This is a genomic window from Leptolyngbya sp. CCY15150 (assembly GCF_016888135.1).
Taxonomy (GTDB): domain Bacteria; phylum Cyanobacteriota; class Cyanobacteriia; order RECH01; family RECH01; genus RECH01.
On the sequence record NZ_JACSWB010000288.1, the window covers coordinates 1 to 22,626 of the forward strand.

Genomic DNA, 22,626 nt, shown 5'->3' on the forward strand with positions numbered 1-22,626 from the left:
CAAGTACCTGCTCCAGACGGATCAAACGGCTCGTAGCGCACCAGTTCCACCAATGCCCCGTCCGCTGGAATCTGCTGCTGCACGGCTTCTAGGGTGATGGGCTGGGTCTCGGTACGGAAAACGGCACTGGCCCGTGCTAGCTGATTTTGCAGCGCTTCGGCTCTGGCCTCTAGAGACGATACCAGTTCTGCCTGCCCCTCCACGGGTTCACCAAAAAATAAATTAGCCCGCTGGGTGTCAATTTGACGCAGTTCATCCAGCAACACCTGATTTTCTGGGGTTAACTGCTGTTGCAGGGTAGTGTAGCTCTCCGCCGTGGCATCTAGTACCCGTCCCTTTCGGCGGAGTAGCGTGGTCAGCGCCAAGGGAGCCGCATCCGGTGTCTCTTGGAGATTGAAGGAGATGACCTGATCGGTTTCCGCTGAAAGGGTAGCTAGGTAAGATCGCCGCCGTGACTCAGAGATGACGGCTAGGGTTAGTTCTAGCTGAGATTCTCGACTTTCTGCGGCTCGTTCGAGTAGTGGCAGTGCCGCTGCAATAGTTCCCTGTGCTTGATACAACCAGACCAAATTACTGAGGCTGGTGGCAACAGAGGGATGATTTTCACCCAAGGACGTTTCCCAGATGTCGAGCGAGCGCTGGTAGAGGGGTTCGGCCGCCGCGTAATTCCCCTGATCTCGATACAACCCCGCCAGATTATTGAGGCTGAGGGCGACATCGGGATGATTTTCACCTAAGGACGTTTCCCAGATGTCGAGCGATCGCTGATGGAGGGGTTCGGCCGCCGCGTAATTCCCCTGGTCTTGATACAACAGCGCCAGATTATTGAGGCTAAGGGCGACAGAGGGATGATTCTCACCCAACGCCGTTTCCCAGATGGCGAGCGATCGCTGAAAGCGCGGTTCGGCCGCCGCGTAATTCCCCTGGTCTCGATATAACGCTGCCAGATTATTGAGGCTGAGGGCGACAGAGGGATGATTTTCACCTAAGGACGTTTCCCAGATGTCGAGCGATCGCTGAAAGCGCGGTTCGGCCGCCGCGTAATTCCCCTGGTCTTGATACAACAGCGCCAGATTATTGAGGCTGGTGGCGACATCGGGATGATTTTCACCCAACACCGTTTCTAAGATAGAAAGCGATCGCTGATAGAGGGGTTCGGCCGCCGCATCATTCCCCTGCGCTCGATAGAACCCCGCCAGATTATTGAGGCTGGTGGCGACATCGGGATGATTCTCACCCAACGCCGTTTCATAGATGTCGAGCGATCGCTGGTAGAGGGGTTCGGCCGCCGCATCATTCCCCTGCGCTCGATACAACTCCGCCAGATTATTGAGGCTGCTGGCGACATTGGGATGATTTTCACCCAACGCCGTTTCCGAGATAGAAAGCGATCGCTGATAGAGGGGTTCGGCCGCTGCGTAATTCCCCTGGTCTCGATACAACCCCGCCAGATTATTGAGGCTGGTGGCGACATTGGGATGATTCTCGCCCAACGCCGTTTCCAAGATCGAGAGCGATTGCTGATAGAGCGTTTCGGCCGCCGCGTAGTTCCCCTGGTCTTTATACAACAGTGCCAGATTATTGAGGCTGATGGCGGCATTGGGATGGTTCTCGCCCAACGCCGTTTCAAAGATCGAGAGCGATCGCTGAAAGAGCGGTTCAGCGGCGGCGTAGTTCCCCTGCGCGTAATACAACAGCGCCAGATTATTGAGGCTTTGGGCCACATCGGGATGATTCTCGCCCAACGCCGTTTCACGAATCGCCAGAGCTTGCTGCGCGAGGAGAATCGCTTCACTATAACGTCCCTGTTGATTGAGCTGTCTGACCTGTTGACTGAGGCGATTGGCTTCTGCTAACGATTCCTCTCGTTCCAGTTCTTGGGCAGAGCCTTCCCGAATCGTCAACTGATAGCGCCCTACCTCTCCAGCGCTGTAGGAGTTGGCAATCACCGTGTAACGACCAGTGTTAGGAAGCGTGATAGCAATCCTAGAGTTGGTCGTTCCGTCGCTGTCATCGTTCTGCGCTAAGTATCTACCACTGGTATCTTGCAGGATTAAGTAAGTGTCAAACTCTTCACTCACCATCTCCATCACAAGGATCTGCTCTGCCTTTCCAGAGAACTCATGGATTTGATAAAAGCTGCCATCATCAGAGAGGATGAGGCTATCGCTGTTCAATTCCCCAGTAAAGGTGAGTGGTTCAAACGAGCCAGCCGTCACCTGACTTTGAGCGAGGGCCGATCGCACCGTCCCCACTCCCGGCACCATTGGAGCCACCAACGCCAGCGCCATCACCACCGCCGCCATCCGCAGCCGGGCAGCCCCCCGCAGCAACAGCGAACCCACACCCCAATCCCTTGCAGGACGGGATATCGGTGGAGCAGACTTCCGAGAACGAGAACAACGCATCGCAGATCAGTCCTATTAAGCTAGAGGCCAACGCCCCTATATAGTCCCCGACCCAACCCAGGTATGCAAGACCTCCATGCGCTACCCTCGAAGTTGTGGCCCTGAAAAGAGAAAAATTTGAACACCCAGATCCCGGTTTTTTAGAAAAACCGGGATCTAATGCCCGATCGCCCTATCCTCCATTGCGTGCTAGGTGTATTGAGAGCGATCGCACCACGGATCTAGCTGCTGTGAACGGCCCAAAGGCAACCCATAACGCAGGCACCTTCAATCCTCATTTCTTTGATGATTTCGATTACTTTGCATGGATTTGAGCCTGGCTAGTTATCTTGGATATCTTACAACCCATTGCCAATCAAAATAAACGGTGCCCAATAGTAGGGATGGGCCAGGTCAGTGCTTTGGGCTAAGGGTTGTCCGGTACGAGTATCGATAATTTCTATGGTGGCGTTGCCGCGATCGCCCTCTAGTACAGTTTCATCGCTGGTGATCAATGCCTGCTGGGCCCGTTGCAGGGCTTCGGCTTTACTGTAGCCGTTGTTTAGTGACGCATAGAAGGCATCCATCAACACTTGGGTGCCGCCGTCGCTGACTTGCCACAGGGAGGCGATCGCCGCTTCTGCCCCAGCCAACTGCATCAGATAACCCAAGCCCAACACTTCTGCCCCATTGCCCAACGGTATATCACCGACGGCTGTTTCACAGGCACTCAGCACGATAAGTTCCACGTTTGGAAAGTTCCAACTGCGGATATCCTGTAGGCTGGCACGACTGCCATCGCCAAACAGGATGAAGGAATCTTCTTCTGGGCCGGGATTGAAGGTGGCATGGGTGGCGAGGTGGATGATGTTGAAGTCGTTCATCTCTAGCACGATGGATGGATTAAAGTCTTGATTGAGCCGCTGATCGGTTCCCGGAATTAGTTGTGTCAGATTTTCGACTTCTCGCCCGGCAAATTGCAGTCCCCCAAACGATAGGGTACGGGTGCTGATGGGGATGTCATATTGTCCTTCGGTGAAGGCGGCGGCGAGGATCGATAACCCGCCTTCAAAGGATTGGTTATTAAGATCGGTGAGGCTGGCGGCGATAATATTATTCACCTGCCATTGCTGGGCGACCCATTGATTGCCATCGTGGAGGGCCGCAAGGGGAATGTAGCGCAACTGTCCATCCGGGGAATAGAGAATGACCTCAGCTTCGGCTTGGGCTAGATCGGCTTCTAGGGGACGCAGGAGCCAGTCATACAACTGCTGGGCTGGGGTTTCGACATCACCGCGAGATTGGAGCGCCGAACGGAATTCGACGATCGCCCGATTGAGATCCTCGCGCCCCACCGCAACGGTGCGTCGGATGGGGGGTGCGTTGGGCGTCACCAATACCAGTTCTAGGCGATCGTCTAGAACCAAGGGATAGAGCGTGACGGTAGTTTGCTCCAGTTGCCGGAGATTATCTTGCAGGGCATTCAACTCGGCCAGTTCCACATTAGCCGCGCCGGTGGTGGTGCGCAGTTGGGCCACGATCGCCTGAATTTCGGCGCTATTGATGAAGGACTGGAAGACGGTGCGGGAATCTTGCTGCAATTGCCGCAGTTCAGCGACGCGCTCCTGTTGGGCGGTGGTTCGATCGCTTCGAAAAATCGCTTCCAATTCCCGCAACTCTTGCCCCAAGGCAATCAAACGCGCCTGATTGTCTTCATACCGTTGCCATGCTTCCTGTTCAATGGGGCGCAGCGGTGCCCCGGCTTCGGTTTGGGCGGTGCGCTGTACGTCTTGCAAATATTCATCCAGTTCTTGCACCCGCAGCAAATCCAGGACGCGCTGAGCTTCTAGAACGCGATCGGCTTGGAGCAGCAGATCGGCGAGGTAGCGGTAGCTACTGGAAATACTGTCGGTAAAGGATCGCTGTAGTTCTGTATCCAGTCCGCGAATGTCTCCCCGAATGTCTTCCCATTGGTTGACGGACTGCTTGAACAGGACAATAGCCAGTTCTGGCTGCTCCATGGCCTCTAAAATAAAACCCATGTTGTTGAGGGTTTGCCCAACGCCGGCGCGATCGCCCACCTCGGTGAGGATGGCTAAGGCTTGCTCATAGGTGGCTAACGCCTGCTCATAGCGTCCTAGGTTGTTGTACACCCCACCAATGTTGCTGAGGGTGGTTCCTTCCCCCGCGCGATCGCCCACCTCGGTGCGAATGGCTAAGGCTTGCTCGTAAGTGGCCAAGGCCTGCTCATAGCGCCCTAGGTCGGCATACACCGTGCCAATGTTGGTGAGAGTGACACTTTCTCCCGCGCGATCGCCCACCTCGGTGCGGATGGCTAAAGCTTGCTCATGGGTGGTCAACGCCTGCTCATTGCGCCCCAGGCCATTGTACACCGAGCCAATGTTGTTGAGGATGGTTCCTTCGAGACGGCGATCGCCCACCTCGATGCTGATGGCTAAGGCTTGCTCATAGGTGGCCAACGCCTGCTCATTGCGCCCTAGGTTGCGATACACCAAGCCAATACCAGTGAGGGTTTCCCGACACCGGCGCGATCGCCCACCTCGGTGCGGATGGCTAGGGCTTGCTCGTAGGTGGCTAACGCCTGCTCATAGCGTCCTAGGGCGGCATACACCGCGCTAATGTTGTTGAGAGTGACTCCTTCTCCACGGCGATCGCCCACCTCGATAAGAATGGCTAAGGCTTCCTCATAGGTGGCTAAAGCCTGCTCATTGCGCCCTAGGCTGCGATACACCAAGCCAATACCAGTGAGGGTGATTCCTTCTCCCGCGCGATCGCCTACCTCGGTGCGGATGGCTAAGGCTTGTTCGTAGGTGGTCAACGCCTGCTCATAGCGTCCTAGGTTGCTATACACCAAGCCAATGTTGTGGAAGGTGACTCCTTCAACCGCGCGATCGCCCGCTTCCACCAACATCGGCAAGGCATTTTGATAGGACGACAGGGCATCTTGATAACGACCCACGGCCTCATAGACACTCCCAATGCCGACAAGGGCATACGCTTCTCCCTGGCGATCGCCCGTTTCCTGAAACAGCGATAACGCTTGCTGAAAGGTCTCAAACGCTGCCTGGGCTTGTCCCGTATTAACCTGCTGAAAGCCCTGCTGGAGAAGATCCCAGGCATCGGCTTCAGGGTTCGATGGCGGGGCGGTTTGGGCTAGGGTGGGGGCGGCGACCAGCACCACGGCAGCGGGGGTAGCGATGGGGAGCAGCAGCAGCGGCAACGAGGCTAATAAAGGCAAAAGTTTCGCGTTCATGGTTTGGGGTTTCTCATCACGTCCGTATCGTACATAGTCGCAGGGCAGCAAGCAGCTATGCAGTTTTCGCCTATGTCCTTCGTCATCTGTTCAAACACCTCATTTGCTATGCTTGAGAAAAGGCAATTGCATAAAATCTCAGCCAGTATGAACCACCCCCCTCTTCAAATTAATGCCGTTTGGGATGCTATGGCTGCCGTTTGGGTTGTCACCAGCAACGACATTCCCGGACTTGTTACTGAATCCCCCTCCTTGGATAGTCTGCAAAACAAACTGCGGGTCATGATTCCAGAACTCCTGCGCCTCAATAACGTCATTCCGCCGGACTATCAAGGGGCGATCGCATTTGAACTCATCAGCCACAAGCATGACATTATCGAGATCGCGTCATAGGCAACAAGATGGTTAAATCGCTCACCCCTAAACTGAAGCAGATTTTGCAAAGTGCAAGCTGTTCTTTCGAACGACAGGGCAAAGGCGATCACGAAATCTGGTACAGCCCCATCACGCAACGCAGATTTGCTGTTGACAATGCCATTAAGTCTCGCCACACTGCCAATGCTGTTCTCAAACAAGCCGGATTACCCAAACAGTTTTAGCGATCGTGCCGTTTTTAATCAAGACTGTGCAGCTAAAGACTGAAGAGCTCATCATGTCATCAATTACACGTATGAATTTCGCAAACTGCCACTGCTGGATTAGAGATCGGTCAGGCGTTGTTGCATGAATCAAGAATAAGTCATACCAGTGGTATGAGGGAATGAACTGTTAATCTGCAACCCAAACAGAATCAGGTTTAGCAACCTGGATCATCCGGTTAAGGGCCGCACATTGGAGCAGTAACTCCACAGCCTGGTTATCAAACTTACGAGAACGAACCTTGCCGCCAAAGATTGCTTTGAGTCGAAACATGGTGGTTTCAGCAAGGGAACGACGATGATACTTGAAGTCTCGTTTCCATATCTTTCGCCCATGGTTACGAATGTAGCGCAGATTCTCATCTCTTGGATGTGGTGGCGCTTTGCAGTTGCCATGCTGCCAAATCACAGCATTTTTACGAGGTGGAATCACAGCGTTTGCCTCACGCTCAGCAATCTCTTGATAGCAATGCTCATGGTCATAAGCCCCATCCGCGGTGACCTGCTCTATCTCTCCTTCAATCTGCTCAAGCAGGTCGTTTAATACCTCTCCATCATGAACATCGTTAGGGGTCACGACTGCGGCAATAATCTCTCCCGTCGCCTCATCGATTCCAAGGTGAAGTTTCCGCCATGTCCGTCGTTGACTCACGCCATGCTGCCGTGTCTTCCATTCTCCTTCGCCGTAGACGTTGAATCCAGTGGAATCAACAACTACATGAACCTAGCCACGCTTGGGCACGACAGGTAAGGCAATCGCCAACGTCCCCATCCGCCGTGACACCGTGCTGTGGTCTGGCACGTCCAACTCAAGTCGCATCAGCGCAAACAAGGATTCCAGCAGTCCTTGGGTTTGTCGTCCCGCTTGGTGATAGACCGATTTCAGGGTCACAAAGGTGCTGATAGCAAGGTCACTGTAGGCATTTGAAGCACCGGGTTTACCACTCATGGCAGGATTGTACCAGGCTTCCAGAACCGACTCATCGACCCAAAACGTCAGGCTTCCTCTCTGTCTCAACCCTGCGTTATACTCAGACCAGTTGCGGATGGTGCTTGTCATCGTTGTGAAAGTTTTTAGGTGGTACTTCAAACTTATCACGTTGTTCCTCCGCAACCCCCTATTCATGCAACAACGCCCCTATCCCACATTAATTTGACGCACTACCAACTGTTCCTTACAGTTTGTTGTGATTTTTTTCAGCAAGTCCTAGGTAAGGTCACTCGACCCCATTCACCATAGTGTTATGCTTGTGTGAAAACTAAACTCTAAATGCTTTCTTATTATACCTATTTGTTTTTTCTTGGGTAATGATGATGGCTAATGCATGATCTACACATAAGATGGTCTGGAGCGTTATTTCTGAAATCTCCTAAAAGGGTTGATAGCGGGCTGAGAAATAGAGACCATTTTCTTGCAGGGAGTTACCTGTATTGTCTATTCGAATGAGGGGAATACCATAGTCTAGCCGAAACACTAAGTTACGAGTGGCAAGCCAGCGTAGACCAAGCCCAACGCTTGCCAGGGTATTTTCCTCAGGGGTCAGTGTTTGATTATTCCAGCCATGGGCAACATCTAGAAATGGAGTCACTTGCAGAGTAGCGGAATTGGCAAGAACCGGGATGCGGGCTTCTACGGATCCTAAAATGCCGTTATCCGTCACCAACTGGTTTTGTGGATAACCTCGCACCGTATCTACACCGCCAAACCCAAATCGCTCCAGCGGCAAGAGTGAATCTGGGGTGAGTTGTGCATTGAAGCGAGTTAAAACGACGAGCCGTGGAGAGACTTGCTGCACCCACTGAAACTGACCTAGCCATGAGAAGAAGCGGCCATCTGTGCCAATATCATTCGTTGTGGCTCCTAAGGCATCCAGTCCCACACTAAACTGCGATCGCGCTGCCAAAACACTGCTGCTGCCTCGTTCTATCCAATCTTGGGAAAACCGCAGTGCCGTGATCCGAGATTCTCCATCATCTGGCCCCTCTGAGAAGGAAAATGGAATATCGTTCAGGATAAAGGTTTGGCTGCGGCGCATATCAAGATTAAGTCCAAGCGCAAACTCACGAGATGGTTGCTTCACAAGCGGTTGGCGAACGCCCAAGGAAAATGTTTCGGCATCACTACGAATATCAAGGTCACGAAAGAGGGGTGTCACAATACGAGACTCTGTCGTTGTATAGCTAAGCTGGATGGTGCCATCCAGAGTATTAAAAGGCACAGTGTAGCTAATTGCTCCATTATCCAGCCCCTCAGTTAAACCATAGCCAACACTGATGCGATCGCCCAAGCCTAGTAGATTTTCGTGACTGATATTGAGACTGATTTGTTCTGACCCAATACTCGTGGATTGATAATTGTTACTTTCAATACCAGCTCGAAATGCTGGAGCTTCTTCTAGATTAACCCGTAAGATACTGCGCCCTGGAGCACTGCCGACGGTTAAATCAGCATTGACCCGGCTAATCAATGGATTCAGTTGTAAAAGCTGCAATGACTCTTCCAGTTGTGTCTGGCTTAAAGGAGGCTCCGATGAGCGGTTGAGGCGATCGCGAATATAGCTCGTGCGTAAGCGCCTTAGTCCAGAGATTTCAATATCTTCCAGTGTTCCTTCTACAACCTGAATCTGGACAATGCCGTCACTTAAATCTTGGTTATTGGGCAGAAAAGCTCCAGAGGTGATATAGCCATTTTGCACATAGAGTTGGGTAATAGCTGAGCGAATTTCAAACAGATCTTCAAAGGTCAGCACTTGATTTTCATAGGGAGCCAAGAGTGCTGCAATTTCATCCTGTAAAACAGTATTTCCCTGAACCTCTATCGTTGTAACGTTAAATGTCTGACTGGGTGGCAGATTTGGATCTGAAGGAACATCTGTTTCAGAAGATTCAGGAGATTCAAGGATAGCAGGTGGTGGCGACGGAGGCGAATCAGGATTGGGGAGCGGGGCTAAATCAATAGGTGGCGAAAGACTAGGATCGACAATGTCTGGCAAGTCGGTAGATGGAAGTCCATCAGTAGGCAAGGTAGTTTGACCCAGGGCTTGGGGTGCAACACTGAACGTCATCCCCACTCCGGAGCACAAAAACAGCGTCCACGTTAGTTTTTGAATCACGTTGTTTATCTTTCTGTTTGATACAGAAGCACTGAGATCATGCTTAGTATAAAACGACAATTGCGATAGCAGACGACATTTAGTCAAAATTCTGATACTTTCTTAAACAATGTGATCAATCAAGGTCAACTGAGGCAGAAGCTAGTAAGCTTAGCGTAGCATTGGGGTCTCATGTAAGGATTCTCTCATGGTTAAACAGCATCGGCGCACGATTCGACAGTGGGGCTTCTACGTACTCCTGATAGCTAGCCTAAGTCTTAGTTTTGGACTAAGTCATCTCCCAGCAATAGGTCAAATAGCGTTAGAGCGATCTTTGGCCCTCAACCCGCTTCAGGTAGAAACAAGATTTTCTGAAATAGATAGTATAGATAGAACTCTATCTCCAGAACAGCTTGTTCAGCAAGGAGTAGAGGACTATCTCCAATCCAAGTATGAAAGCGCGATCGCCCACTGGCAGCTTGCCCTAGCCGCCTATCAACAGCGCGATCGCCCCTCAGATGCTGTAATTGTTTTAGAAAACTTAGCTCGTGCTCATCAACAGTTAGGACAGCTAGAACAAGCGATCGCCTATTGGCAGCAGGCAACGGCGACGTATCGAGATCTCAATCGTGGAGAACAGGTTGGGAGAATGCTCACGGAGCAAGCTCAGGTTTATACAAGGCTTGGACAATATCGCCAAGCGATCACGCTGTTATGCAATGATCCGAGTGAAGATACCTGTGCCCCTGGCAGTGCGCTGGGATTACTCCAAGGAGAAGATCATCAACGGCTGCAGGCCGCTGCCCTCGGTAGCCTAGGCGAAGCCCATCGATTGCGCGGAGACTATAATAGAGCAACTCAGTATCTAGAGAGAAGTCTAGACTTGAGCCGTGCCGTGGATGATAGCGCCATGATGACGGCGGCGCTGAGCGGCTTGGGTCATACAACTCTCGGCCTTGCTCAAATCAATTATCAGCGGGGTGCCTCCGCTGAACAGATTGGGGATACTACGGATGCTGCTGACTTTCGCCGCCAAGGCACGACCTACGATCAAGACGCCCTTACCTATTTACAAGAAGCCTTAACCCAAGCGCAGCAACGCGACGATCAGGTGAGCCAAATTCGCCTATTACTGAGTCTGATCTCTCCAGCAGCTCGGCTAGGAAACATTGATCTGGCCCAAACCTCTCTTCAGGATGCACGACAGCTCCTATCTCGCCTGCCTGCCTCTCGGGAGAAGGCGATCGCAGCTATTCATATGGTGCAATTTTTGGAGTTAACGGTAGCAACAGATACTTCTAGCAACGATAGGCAAGCCGTTCATCCATTGCAGTGTATCAATTCAAGAGTACAATCCGATGCTGTGACCTTATTAGAAACAGCTCTTCAAACAGCTCGGCAAATCCAGAACCTGCGGCTTGAGTCGTTTGCCCTGGGCGAACTTGGGCATATTTTCGAGTGTCAACGCAACTATACCCAAGCCCTTGAGCTAACCCGGCAAGCTCGGTGGTCGGCAGAGCAAGACTTACGCGCTAAGGATAGTTTATATCTCTGGGAATGGCAGACTGGGCGCATTCTGCGATCTGAAGGCTATGAATCAGAGGCGATCGCTGCCTATGAGCAGTCTATCAAAACCCTGGAAGATATTCGCAGTGATTTATTAATTGCTAATCAAGATTTGCAATATGACTTTCGTGACACCATCGATCCACTCTATCGCCAACTCGTAACGTTACGACTGGAACGAGAAGCAGGACAGGTAGGTCAGGCTACGCCGGTAAGCCGAGATAATGTAACAGCCGTATTATCGCAGTTAGACTCCCTCAAAGTTGCCGAATTAGAAAACTACTTTGGGGATGAATGTCTAGTATTAGTGGGTGAAACACCGGTAGATTTAGTCGGGGCAACGAGTGCAACAGCCGTGTTCAGTACGGTTATTTTAGATGATCGCACGGCGGTGCTGGTCAGCTTTCCTGATGGCAGTCAGCAAATGACGTGGATTGATCGTTCGGCTCAAGCCTTCCGGGATGAGGTCAATAGCTATCGAGTTGGGTTAGAACGATTTTTTGATGACTTTGATCCTCAGCAGGCTGAGCGTTTATATCGTTGGATTATTGCTCCCTTTGAATCAGAGTTAACGGCAGCCAATATCAAGACTCTCGTATTTATCCAAGATGGTATTTTACGGAGTGTGCCGATGGGGGCTTTGTATGATAGCGATCGCCAGCAGTTTTTGATTGAACAATATGCGATCGCTACAACCCCTAGTTTGACCCTGACCGATTCCCGTCCTATTAATCGACAGCGTTTACGAGCCCTGGCCCTAGGGTTAACCCAAGAAACAACCGTAGATGGACAACGGTTTCCAGCACTCGGTAATGTGGCCCAAGAAATTGCAGCCATTCAGGCTCAACTGCCAGGCAGTCTAGGCTTATTGAACCAAGACTTTACCCGTGAGCGTCTCCAGGCAGAACTCTCTCGAACATCTTACCCCATCATTCACATTGCCACCCATGGGGAATTTGGAGTAGAACCTCAAAATACATTCTTAGTCACCGGTGATGCCCAAAAGCTGACCCTCACCGACCTAGATATTACCCTGCGGCAGGCGCTCCAGCAAAACACCATTGAACTTTTATCCTTAACCGCTTGCCAAACCGCTATTGGAGACGATCGCTCCTCTCTTGGTCTAGCAGGGGTGGCCTTACAAGCCGGTTCTAAGAGTGCGATCGCCTCTCTGTGGTTCATAGATGATGCCGTAACTGCCGAGGTTGCCAGTCAATTTTACATCAACTTACGTGACAATCCAGAGAAGAATAAAGCAGAGGCATTACAAGCCGCACAGCTTCAAATTATCCGTGCTGGGGGCGTCACGGCTCATCCTGCCTACTGGGCACCTTTTATTCTAGTCGGCAATTGGCTGTAATCATGAAGTGCCAGTTTATTGACAATAAGAGTTCATAAACTGGCACTTGGATATCTGTTACAGATCCAGCTCACTAATCTGTAGCAGCTTATTAGCTCGTTCATCGTCTTCAAGAGATGATAAATCTTCTAGAAGCGATCGCCACTCCAGTTGTTCAGAGGTTTCTAGAGCTGCTGCTAGTGCATCATACCAAAGCCCCGCTTCTGCATAGGCATCAGCAGATTCTTCTGCAAAACGTTGAGAAGCTACAACCTGTAAATCAGCATCTGCCACGGGTGAACTGGATGGACGGTTTGAATCGCAAACAAGCACAACTCGCCAACGGTAATCTCCAGGCGTTAGAGCTGGCAGATGATCCGGTAGTGTGTAGGACATCACGCCAAATTCGCTTGGTATTTCCGTGGAATGAACACGTTGGGGGCTAGCATCTTCACTATATCTATCGAGAAAAAGCTCTACGAGATATTCCTCTTCATCGGGTACGAACCATGCAACAGTTGGATGAGTTGCTGCAGTTTGTCCTACATGGGTTTGGGGAGCTAAGACCAGGAAAGGTAGTCCTTCCCCTTCTTCTCCAAGATTATTGCCACAGCCACCCCTAGTACCGCCTGTGCCCGTTGAGCTAGGGGGAGGGCTGGAAGGTTCGCTCGGTGGCACATAGTTTGCCAAAGCTGGGGACACGATCCCGAGTAGGAGGACAAGGTTCAGGCTTATGGTTAGCGGGGAATACAGTCCTGAGAACAGTCGGTTAAAGGATTTGAACAGCATAACTGTCACCAAATGATGGGGGTAATCAATGCAGCAGTTGATTGATAAATGATAAATCTATGATCCAGTTGTGTAGCACTATACCTAATCTATCACAGGTGTTAAATATAACAGAGGACGTTGAGCATAATGTTGATAGAGTTTCACGATTCCATGCAGGCTAGAAGCAGTGAATAAGAGGGGGGCTAGCCATTGTAGACCCATCCAATGGATGTTTAAGGTAGACAAGATGATCAGGAGGAGATCATCGACAAAGCTGAGAGCAGCTAGGACGATAGGTTGTGCGCTGGTGTGAACCAACTGACCAAGTTGAATAGTCATGACGTCTCCTTGCTTAATATCCTTATACCTTTACAGTAAACAATCTCTCCAGCTTAGACATCTTATGTTTATGTAAACTTCGTTGCCAGATGAGGAAGAAGCATTGCAGAATAGTGCAATCAAGCATAATGATGCTACTGTATCGTCTTCAAAATCTGGCTGAATGTTGAGCCACACCATTATTCTGATCTATTTCATTTTGAAATGTTAACGTGTCTCTTTTTCATTAATTAGGGTGATATCCATGGATAGTTGGCGCGATCGCATATCTTTTGTTTGCTTGATGAGCACAACAACATTAGCCGGGCTAGGAGTTTTGTACAGTCCACAGAGGGCGATCGCCCAAATCATACCAGATGGTACATTGGGAGCAGAACAATCAGAGATTTTGGATACGGGTGGTCTTATCGGCGTTTTTGGAGGCGCTCAGAGAGGCATTAATCTTTTTCACAGTTTTCAAGAGTTTAATGTTGCGCAAGATGAATCAGTCTTCTTTGTCAATCCAGCAGGTGTTGACAATATATTGAGTCGAGTCACTGGAAATAATCCCTCCAATATTCTTGGTAATTTAGGTGTCTTAGGCGATGCAAACTTGTTCTTGATTAACCCCAATGGAATTATCTTTGCCGGAACAACCATATTAAATATTGAAGGCTCTTTTGTTGCCACCACAGCCAGTGGCGTTGGTTTCGGGCAACAGGGCACGTTCACTGCTGTGAACCCTCAGGTTCCAGAACCACTGTTGATAGTTAACCCATCAGCCTTTTTCTTCAACCAAATTCCCATAGGAGACATCACTGTTAATGGAGCGGTTCAGACCTTGGGGAGCGGAAACCTCACCTTCTTGGGAGGTAATATTACTATTGAGAATGCTCTTGTACGCAGCCAAGGCAGGCAAATTAACTTAGGGTCAGTGGGCGAAACCGGTAGGGTGAGAATAGGAAACAATGAACAACTCAGATTCCCCAATAATTTACAGCGAGGAGATATTAGAGTTGCTGGTGCCTTAATTAATCTTGGCATCACTGATGAAAGTGTCGATATTGTGATGACTGCTCGAAATATTGCCATCGAGAACTTTAGCTTTCTCACTGTTGATGCAGTTCCTGCCCCGGCAAACATTGATATACCGCCACAACTGAGCGCAATCATTCTAGACGTAGCTGATACATTAAGAGTTGTATCTAGTTTTATCATAAATAACAGTGGTGGGGTCTCTGCCAATGCTCGATCGATTTCTCTCGAAGATGGAAGCGTTATGACAACTACTGACTCATCCATCTTCCCAGATAATCGACAAACTATTACTGGAGACATCACGCTAACCGCCAGTGAAAACCTATTCATGTCATCAAGTATGGTTGGCAGTCTAATCTTCAATCCAAATACGATAAACAGTGGGAATATTAACGTTTCGACTCCTATTCTGCTCATGTTAGATGGATCAGAGCTATCGACCAGCATATTGGGGGAAGGAGATGCTGGAGATATTAGCATTGATGTAAGCGATCGCGCCATCATCAGAAGTAGTAGACTGATTAGCAGTGTTGAAGAAAATAGTGTTGGTAATGGAGGAAATATAGAGTTCATAGCGCCTGTCCTCAGAATACTGGATGGTACTCAGATTACCAATAACATTTTTGGGACTGGAAACGCTGGAGATATAGTGCTTATTGGGGATGCTAGTGTTCTTATTCAAGGAGAGAGAGAAGATAGACTATTCCGCAGTAGTGTTTCTAGTACAGTTGGAATAAATGCAGTTGGAGAAGGAGGTAATATAGAAATCCGTTCACCTCTTGTACGGATAGCTGATCAAGCAGCAATCAGTGCAAGTCTCGACGGACAGGGAAATGCAGGGAACATAACTATTGTTGGAAGCAATCGAATTATACTTCAAGGTAGCCGTGAAGAAGATGGCGCTCGTAGCACAATTGTAAGCGATACTCTTCCAGGCAGTCTAGGTTCAAGTGGCACTATTAATCTGATAGCTCCTATTGTACAAGTCTTAGATGGCGCAGACATCAGTGCTAATGTTGCTGGACAGGGAAACGCAGGCAATATTATTATTTCAGCAGATCGACGAGTTACGTTTCAAGGAACAAGTCAAGGCAGATTATTTCCCAGCATAGCTCGCAGCCAAATAACATCTGAAGGAGTGGGATCTGGCGGAAGCATTAATATAACTGCACCTATCATAGAAATACTAGATGGTGCCAATCTGAGCACCAGTACGTTTGGCAACGGAGGAGCAGGCGATATTGATCTGACTTCCAGCAACAGATTTGTTATGAGGCAAGGCGAAATATTCAGCTCGTTGACAGAGGACAGCAGAGGAGATGGAGGAACTATTAGGATTTCATCTTTTACAGTTAGCATATCTAGTCGATCGCAATTAAGTTCTAGCACGGCTGGGCAAGGTAATGCGGGAGACATACAAGTCTCATCTGGCGGCAGAGTTGATTTGGGGCGAGGCAGCAGTATTATTACCAGTGTTGAGGAGAGCGGCATTGGTGCAGGAGGTAATATTGAAATTAATACCTCTATTTTGAATCTACTTGACGGGGGACAACTCAATGCATCCACAAGCGGACAGGGAGATGCAGGGAATATAGTCATCTCAGCTAGCGATCGCGTTCGATTTCAAGGCGGTCGCATCAGAAATAATAATAATTTTTTCGATAGTGGAGCTGCTACCCAGGTTCAGCCAACGGGTATTGGTCAGGGAGGGAATGTCATTATCACAACGCCATCTTTGTTTATTACCGATGGTGCCTCAATCAGTACCGGAACGGCCGGCACTGGTAGTGCAGGCAATATCATCATTTCAGCAAGCGATCGCGTTGTGTTTCGAGGATTGGATGATGAAGCACAAGTATCTAGCAGTGCTGTCAGTCTCGTTACTGAAAGCGGAGTAGGAGATGGAGGCAATATTGAAATCACAAGTCCTAGTCTAAGGGTCTTGAGTGGTGCACAGTTAACGGCTAGCACATTTAGCACTGGCAACTCTGGCAATATCATTGTCTCAGCAAGCGATCGCGTTATATTTAGGGGCACAGCAACAGACGGAGTCATAACCAGTTCAGCAGCAAGTGCCGTTGAAGAAGGTGGGGTAGGACAAGGAGGCAATATTGAAATTACAGCGCCTATTTTGCACATCCTTGGCGGTGCGCAGTTGAATGCAAGTACCAGCGGGGTAGGAAATGCTGGTGAAATTAGAATAGTAAGCACTAGTCAGACCCATCTGGATGGCGTTGGAGCAGGCGGGTTCTCTAGCGGTCTATTTGGACTTGCAACTACTACCGCCACTGGGCAAAGCGGTCAAATCACGGTGCTGTCTCCCAGTCTGATTATTGCGAATGGAGCGATGATTAATGCCCGAACAGATAATAATCAGCAAGGCGGCAATGTCAGATTTGATGTTGATCAGGTAAGACTTCAAGGGGGCGGCCAAGTAATTAGCAGTACTAGCGGCGCAGGGCGCGCTGGCAACATTTTTGTTGATGCTAACCAATTTCAAATTACTGGACGCGATGCAACCTTTGCCCAGCGTTTAGACGACTTTGGAACAGAGGTCGTTACTAATGAAGGGAATGGCGAAAGCGGCCTGTTCACCAACACCCGACCTAGCTCCAGCGGTGATGGCGGCAACATCACCCTCCGCCTCAATGACCTAGAGATGAACGATGGCGCTATTCTCTCCGCCCGAAGCCAAGGCACCGGCACCGCTGGACAATTGACCGTTCGGGCCCAAGGCGACGTTATCCTCACTGACAGCGACCTCACAACCTCCGCTGAGCAATCCTCCGGCGGTGCTATTTTCGTGTCTGCTCGTGATATTCGCCTCTTTGGTGACTCAGACATCACCACCTTCGTCCAGAGCGGCCAGGGCGGCGGCGGCGATATTACCCTACGGGGCGACACCATTGTGGCCTTCAGCGACAGCGATATCCTGGCCTTCTCCGTCGATGGCAGCGGCGGCAACATCACCCTCGACACCCGCGCCTTTTTTGGCGATAACTATCGTCCCGCCACCGACATCCTCACCCGAGAGCAGATCGAGGCCCTTGATGGCAATGATCGCGTTGATATTAATGCCACAGGTCAGGTGCGATCGGGAGATATTGTGACTCCAGATACGAGCTTCATTCAAAATAGCCTGAGTAACTTATCAGAAACCGTCATCGATACTGAAGGACTACTCGCCAATAGCTGTATTGCCCGCACCACCCAGGGCAACACCTTCCTGATTACCGGCGGTGGCGGCCTGCCGGAGCGCCCCGGTGACCTACCGATCGCCACCTACTCCACCGGTGATGTGCGTTCTATCCCCGACGGGCAGGAATCTAGTGACGAGAGACTATGGCAGCCCGGAGATCCGATCATGGAACCCCAGGGTGTTTATCAGTTACCCGATGGACGATTAGTCTTAAGCCGCGAATGTGCCTAGAGTATGGACATCTCCGTACTCCCAAAGCCTTGAATGAATCGCGCATCTCATCAGATGTGATAGGCGTCTTCATAGCGATCGCTTTCCATACCTAGGAAGCGATCGCTTTTTGGTGTGGCAGATGAAACCAGATACAGCAAGCTGGATTGCTGAAATCTGCAAGTCAGTTGTCTCTTTCTGATACCTTGATTGACAGAAACCATGAATGCGCGACCATTCCTGTATCTATAAACTTGTGGTTAAGTCAGTTGATTTGTTTCCTACTTATTCTCTCAAGCTTTACAGGAATGGTGACCTCATGTATAACTCAACCGTTTCAACCTCAAACAATACAAGCTCTTCCGGCAGTGGCTTTGCCTATGGCACTCAAAATACAGAAGATACTGGCTCCTTGCTGCCAGGGCTGGCTCCCATTTTTACTCCCATGCTACCCGGTGGGCTATCGGAGGATCTCATTCTTGAACGGGCCGCTGCTAGCTCCATGTCTATATACCTAGACCCCTCCTCAGAGGGCGATCGCTTCATGATTTCGACGGCGGCATGGACAACCGATCGTTCAGCTTCAGTGGAGGGTGGTTCAGATTCACAGACCCGTCAATGCCAAGATATATTACTCGGGCAATCTACGGCAGCTTCAAGAGTTGGGACTGTGGGAGTGGATCCTTTGGTCAACATTGGACTAACTCTGCGTCCAAGAAGTACAACACCTGTGATGGCTGAGATCCCTGAGGCAGATTCAATTCTTCGTGTACGAACTAGATCTGCCTCAGATGTTGCAGGTGACGCCGTTGCAGCTAGCGCAGCGATCATCAATCATAATAATCGACAACTGAATCAGTTAGAAGCGGCAGGTGTTTCAAGCCAGTCGAATTGGTCCTACTTTGGGTATGGGACGTTAGGGGCTGATACTTTCCGATATGTGCCAGGATTTTCGAATGCTGTGATCATGGGGAATGGCAACGTACATTATGGCAGCGGTCATGGTGACACGATTAACCTATCGTCAATATCTTTCTACTCTACGTCGATGAACTTGGCTAGCACTCAAGGCGGTGGCGTGGCCTTTAACCCTGGCAATGGCCTACGGGTATTTGACTCGATTCAGTTCTCTAATGGCACGCAGATGCTATTTGAAGGCATCGATCGCATTCGATTTGCTGAAGGTATTGTGAACCTAGCGGTTACGCCCAATGATCCACTTTTCTCGCAGCAGTGGAATCTACATATGATGGGGGTGCACAACGCATGGCGCTTTACGCAGGGGTCAAGTCAAGTGATGGTTGGGGTTCAGGATACTGGACTTGGCTTTAATTCTCAAGGAGCAATTCATCCAGACTTTGATACCACAAACATTGCTGGTATATCTAGCAATATTGAGGATGATTATTTCCGCACTTTTCTTGACTCGGGTTATGGGCCTAAAACGACCTCCCATGGCACTTCAGTCCATGGCATTATTGGAGCACAGTCTAACAACGGACTCGGCATGAGCGGCATCAACTGGAATTCTCAGGTTGTCAATATTGACGTGTTAGATGGCAATCCTGGGGATCTGAGCCTTGCACAAGCAACGCAATCAATGATTAACTACGCGGCACAACAAGGAACAAGACTAGTTATCAATATGAGCCTCGGTGGTCGTGGCGGCATTGATCCGGCCTTTGAGCAGCTAGTGGCCACCAATCAGAATAGTGCATTATTTGTTATCTCTGCAGGCAATGATGATCAATCTGAGCTGAGTAATCCTGGATCGTTAGCGGCGCGGTATAGCAATGTGATTGCAGTTGGGGCATCTTGGGGAACCAATGATATGGATGGCAATCCTAGAGTACCAGGAACACGCATTTCTTATCCAGGATGGTGGGGTTCTAATTATGGCACAGGGCTGACGTTGATGGCTCCGTCGGAGGTAATAGCACCTACGGCTAATCGGGTCAATGGTGATGTTCAGTTTGGATATACAGGTGGATTTAATGGAACATCGGCGGCGGCTCCTAATGTAGCTGGGGTTGCGTCCCTGGTCTGGAGTGCCAATTCTGGACTGAGTGCATCGTCGGTGCGGCGGATTCTGGAGCAGACGGCCCATGACTTGGGTGATCCGGGCTATGATCTAGTCTATGGTCATGGATTTGTAAATGCGGATGCAGCGGTTCGCCAGGCGCTAGTCTATGCATAACAACGAGATAACTAGATAGGTAATTTGATGCTCTAGTATCCTATCTTTACAATAAAGCGATCGCCTTTGGGAAAACCAGATCATGTCCTAAAGCGCGATCGCTTTCCTCAAACCATCTCACCTAAGTGCGATCGCCCCTAAAAGGATTAAATCAAGTCCCAGAGAGCGATCGCTTTCCTCAGGACAGCTCACTTGACTATCATGAAAAACGTATTGAACAGCTAAGGCTATCTTGGGTTATTCTTTGAACATCAACTACGCTGGACAAGAACGATGATGCATCACCTTGCTGTACGATCGCCATTAACCTTGCTCAAATTCGCTACAACGGTGGGAACCATGGTCGTCATGGGAGCGATCGCGGCGAGGCCGGCGGATGCCCAGTTGATTCCAGACGGTACATTGGGGGCGGAGCAGTCGCAGATCTTTGATGCGGGTGGAGGGTTATTCGGAATATTGGGGGGGGCGCAGCGAGACATTAATCTCTTTCATAGCTTTCAGGAGTTTAATGTTGAGAATGGTGGTGGGGTGTTTTTTCTAAACCCAGCGGGGGTGGAGAATATTCTGACTCGTGTGACGGGTAATAATCCATCCAATATTCTGGGTACGCTTGGGGTGGTGGGTGGTGATGCCAATTTGTTTTTGATGAACCCCAATGGCATTGTGTTTGGGCTTAATGCCCAGCTCAATCTACAAGGGTCGTTTGTGGCGACAACGGCGGATGGGATTGGGTTTGGGGGGCAGGAGATGTTTAGTGCACTTACACCTGAAGTTCCATCACCGCTCCTCACGGTCAATCCCGAGGCATTTTTCTTCAATCAGCTCAATCCGGGTGCTATTACCAATAACTCTGTAGCATTTGCGGGGTTCGCCCCTACAGGTGATCAATTATTCGGTCTGAGAGTTGTCGATGGGCAGGATCTCCTCTTCCTCGGCGGTGATATTCAATTCGATCGTGGCAGAATCGCAGCTCTGGGAGGGCGGGTTGAGTTGGCGGCAGTTAATGGTGTTGGACAAGTGGATCTGACGACTGAGGGGCGTTTGCAACTGCCAAGGAGACTGCAGCGTGGTGATGTTGAGTTTGCCAATGATGCATTCATCACTGTGCCAACTGCTGATAGTGGGGGTGAAATAGATATTACTGCTCGGACTATCACGTTAACAGGTGGGAGTAACCTACTTGCTGGAATTATCCCAGGTCAAGGTTCTCCTGATAGTCTAGCGGGGAATATTACGTTAAATGCATCTGAGCAAGTTTTATTGCAAGAAGGATCTGGTATTAGAAACATTGTCTTCGCAAATGCCACAGGACTATCAGGTAATATTGAGATCCGCACCGTCACTTTAGAAGTACGCGATGGGGCATTATTATCAGCCAGTACCCTTGGAGAAGGGAATGCAGGCAATGTCCTAATTCGGGCACGCGATCGCGTCTCTTTTTCTGGGACATCTGAGGATGGTCAAGTCCGCAGTGGGGCTAGCAGTGAGGTAGGACCAAATGGCATTGGCGACGGCGGCAATGTGGTGATTCGCACCGACACTCTGGAGGTGCTGGACGGGGCAGTGCTACAAGCCAGTACCTTTGCAGAAGGGAATGCAGGAAATGTCCTGATTCGCGCAGGCGATCGCGTCACCTTTTCTGGGACATCTGAAAATGGTCAATTCAGCAGTGCGGCTTTCAGTACAGTCAATCCAGGAGGTGTTGGCGACGGCGGCAATGTGGTGATTCGCACCGACACCCTAGAGGTGCTGGATGGGGCAGTGCTATCAGCCAGTACCGGTGGTGAGGGCAATGCCGGCAATGTGGTGATTGAGGCAGGCGATCGCGTCTCTTTTTCAGGCACCTCCGAGGATGGTCAACTCAGCAGTGGAGCCTTCAGTACGGCAGAAGCAGGCGGCATTGGTGATGGCGGTAATGTCGAGATTCGCACCGCTACTCTAGAGGTTCTAGATGGGGCACAGTTACAAGCCAGTACCAACAGAGAGGGGAATGCAGGAAATGTCCTAATTCGGGCACGCGATCGCGTCACCTTTTCTGGGACATCTGAGGATGGTCAATTCAGCAGTGGAGCCTTCAGTACGGCAGAAGCAGGCGGCATTGGTGACGGTGGTAATGTCGAGATTCGCACTACAACTCTAGAGGTACGCAACGGGGCACTGCTAACAGCCAGTACCTTTGCAGAAGGGAATGCAGGAAATGTGCTGATTCGTGCAATCGATCGCGTCACCTTTGCCGGGACATCTGAGGATGGTCAACTCAGAAGTGTTGCTGTAAGCGCGGTCGAGAATGGTGCAGTGGGAAATGGGGGAAATATCACCATTTCCACAACTATCCTAGAAGTTCTCAATGGCGCAGCGCTAATAGCAAATACTAGAGGACAAGGTAATGCGGGCAATGTTGTCATTCGGGCAGACGATAGCGTCACCTTTGCCGGTACCTCTGAGGATGGCACATTCAGTAGCGCTGCCTTAAGCACGGTTGAGGATGATGCAGTAGGGGACGGCGGCGATATCACCATCTTTACTTCTACTCTGGAAGTGTTTAATGGGGCTCGGCTGCAAGCCAGTACCCTGGGGGAAGGCAATGCAGGCAGTAT

General features: G+C 50.2%; 11 protein-coding genes and 1 pseudogene. 6 read left to right on the top strand and 6 right to left on the bottom strand.

From position 1 onward, the window contains the following. From JUJ53_RS22290 to JUJ53_RS22300, 3 genes are all read right to left on the bottom strand, one after another. Nucleotides 1-2,345 (bottom strand): tetratricopeptide repeat protein (locus tag JUJ53_RS22290; RefSeq protein WP_204154255.1); only part of this gene is annotated, 2,345 nt, incomplete at its 3' end. A 401-nt stretch (nucleotides 2,346-2,746) separates the two neighbouring features. Beyond that, nucleotides 2,747-4,900 (bottom strand): CHAT domain-containing protein, encoded by a 2,154-nt coding sequence (locus JUJ53_RS22295; RefSeq protein ID WP_343328015.1) that lies wholly within the window; start codon nucleotides 4,898-4,900, stop codon nucleotides 2,747-2,749. After that, on the bottom strand, nucleotides 4,885-5,661 hold the full coding sequence (locus tag JUJ53_RS22300; RefSeq protein WP_204154257.1) for a tetratricopeptide repeat protein: 777 nt from the start codon (nucleotides 5,659-5,661) through the stop codon (nucleotides 4,885-4,887). Before JUJ53_RS22300 ends, JUJ53_RS22295 begins: the two co-directional genes overlap by 16 nt. Nucleotides 5,662-5,808: 147 nt before the next feature. On the opposite strand from JUJ53_RS22300, the gene JUJ53_RS22305 reads away from it, so the two are divergent. Continuing rightward, on the top strand, nucleotides 5,809-6,054 hold the full coding sequence (locus JUJ53_RS22305) for a DUF1902 domain-containing protein (protein ID WP_204154258.1): 246 nt from the start codon (nucleotides 5,809-5,811) through the stop codon (nucleotides 6,052-6,054). Nucleotides 6,055-6,062: 8 nt separating this feature from the next. After that, on the top strand, nucleotides 6,063-6,260 hold the full coding sequence (locus JUJ53_RS25640; protein WP_343328014.1) for a type II toxin-antitoxin system HicA family toxin: 198 nt from the start codon (nucleotides 6,063-6,065) through the stop codon (nucleotides 6,258-6,260). A 169-nt stretch (nucleotides 6,261-6,429) separates the two neighbouring features. Here JUJ53_RS25640 and JUJ53_RS22310 read toward each other — a convergent pair. Together JUJ53_RS22310 and JUJ53_RS22315 are read right to left on the bottom strand one after the other, a co-directional pair. After that, nucleotides 6,430-7,359 (bottom strand): annotated as a pseudogene (locus tag JUJ53_RS22310) (IS5 family transposase). Nucleotides 7,360-7,669: 310 nt separating this feature from the next. Further along, nucleotides 7,670-9,364: a ShlB/FhaC/HecB family hemolysin secretion/activation protein gene (locus JUJ53_RS22315; RefSeq protein ID WP_204154259.1), complete on the bottom strand. Its 1,695-nt coding sequence runs from the start codon at nucleotides 9,362-9,364 to the stop codon at nucleotides 7,670-7,672. Nucleotides 9,365-9,725: 361 nt separating this feature from the next. Between JUJ53_RS22315 and JUJ53_RS22320 the strand changes: the two genes are divergently transcribed. Beyond that, on the top strand, nucleotides 9,726-12,317 hold the full coding sequence (locus JUJ53_RS22320; RefSeq protein ID WP_204154260.1) for a CHAT domain-containing protein: 2,592 nt from the start codon (nucleotides 9,726-9,728) through the stop codon (nucleotides 12,315-12,317). Between the two features lie 57 nt (nucleotides 12,318-12,374). Here the strand turns inward: JUJ53_RS22320 and JUJ53_RS22325 are convergent, their stop codons facing one another. Further along, the gene (locus tag JUJ53_RS22325) at nucleotides 12,375-12,998 is read right to left on the bottom strand and encodes a DUF928 domain-containing protein (RefSeq protein WP_204154261.1); all 624 of its coding nucleotides are present in this window, start codon (nucleotides 12,996-12,998) and stop codon (nucleotides 12,375-12,377) included. A gap of 652 nt (nucleotides 12,999-13,650) precedes the next feature. Here JUJ53_RS22325 and JUJ53_RS22330 point away from each other — a divergent pair. The 3 genes from JUJ53_RS22330 to JUJ53_RS22340 all read left to right on the top strand — a co-directional run. Then, a complete protein-coding gene (locus JUJ53_RS22330; protein WP_204154262.1) occupies nucleotides 13,651-17,853 on the top strand; it encodes a filamentous hemagglutinin N-terminal domain-containing protein in 4,203 nt (1,400 codons plus the stop codon). A gap of 298 nt (nucleotides 17,854-18,151) precedes the next feature. Next, nucleotides 18,152-20,029 carry a S8 family serine peptidase gene (locus JUJ53_RS22335; protein ID WP_204154263.1) on the top strand — a complete coding sequence of 626 codons (1,878 nt, stop codon included), beginning with the start codon at nucleotides 18,152-18,154 and terminating at the stop codon, nucleotides 20,027-20,029. A 276-nt stretch (nucleotides 20,030-20,305) separates the two neighbouring features. Further along, a partial coding sequence (locus JUJ53_RS22340; RefSeq protein WP_204154264.1) for a filamentous hemagglutinin N-terminal domain-containing protein occupies nucleotides 20,306-22,626 on the top strand: 2,321 nt, incomplete at its 3' end.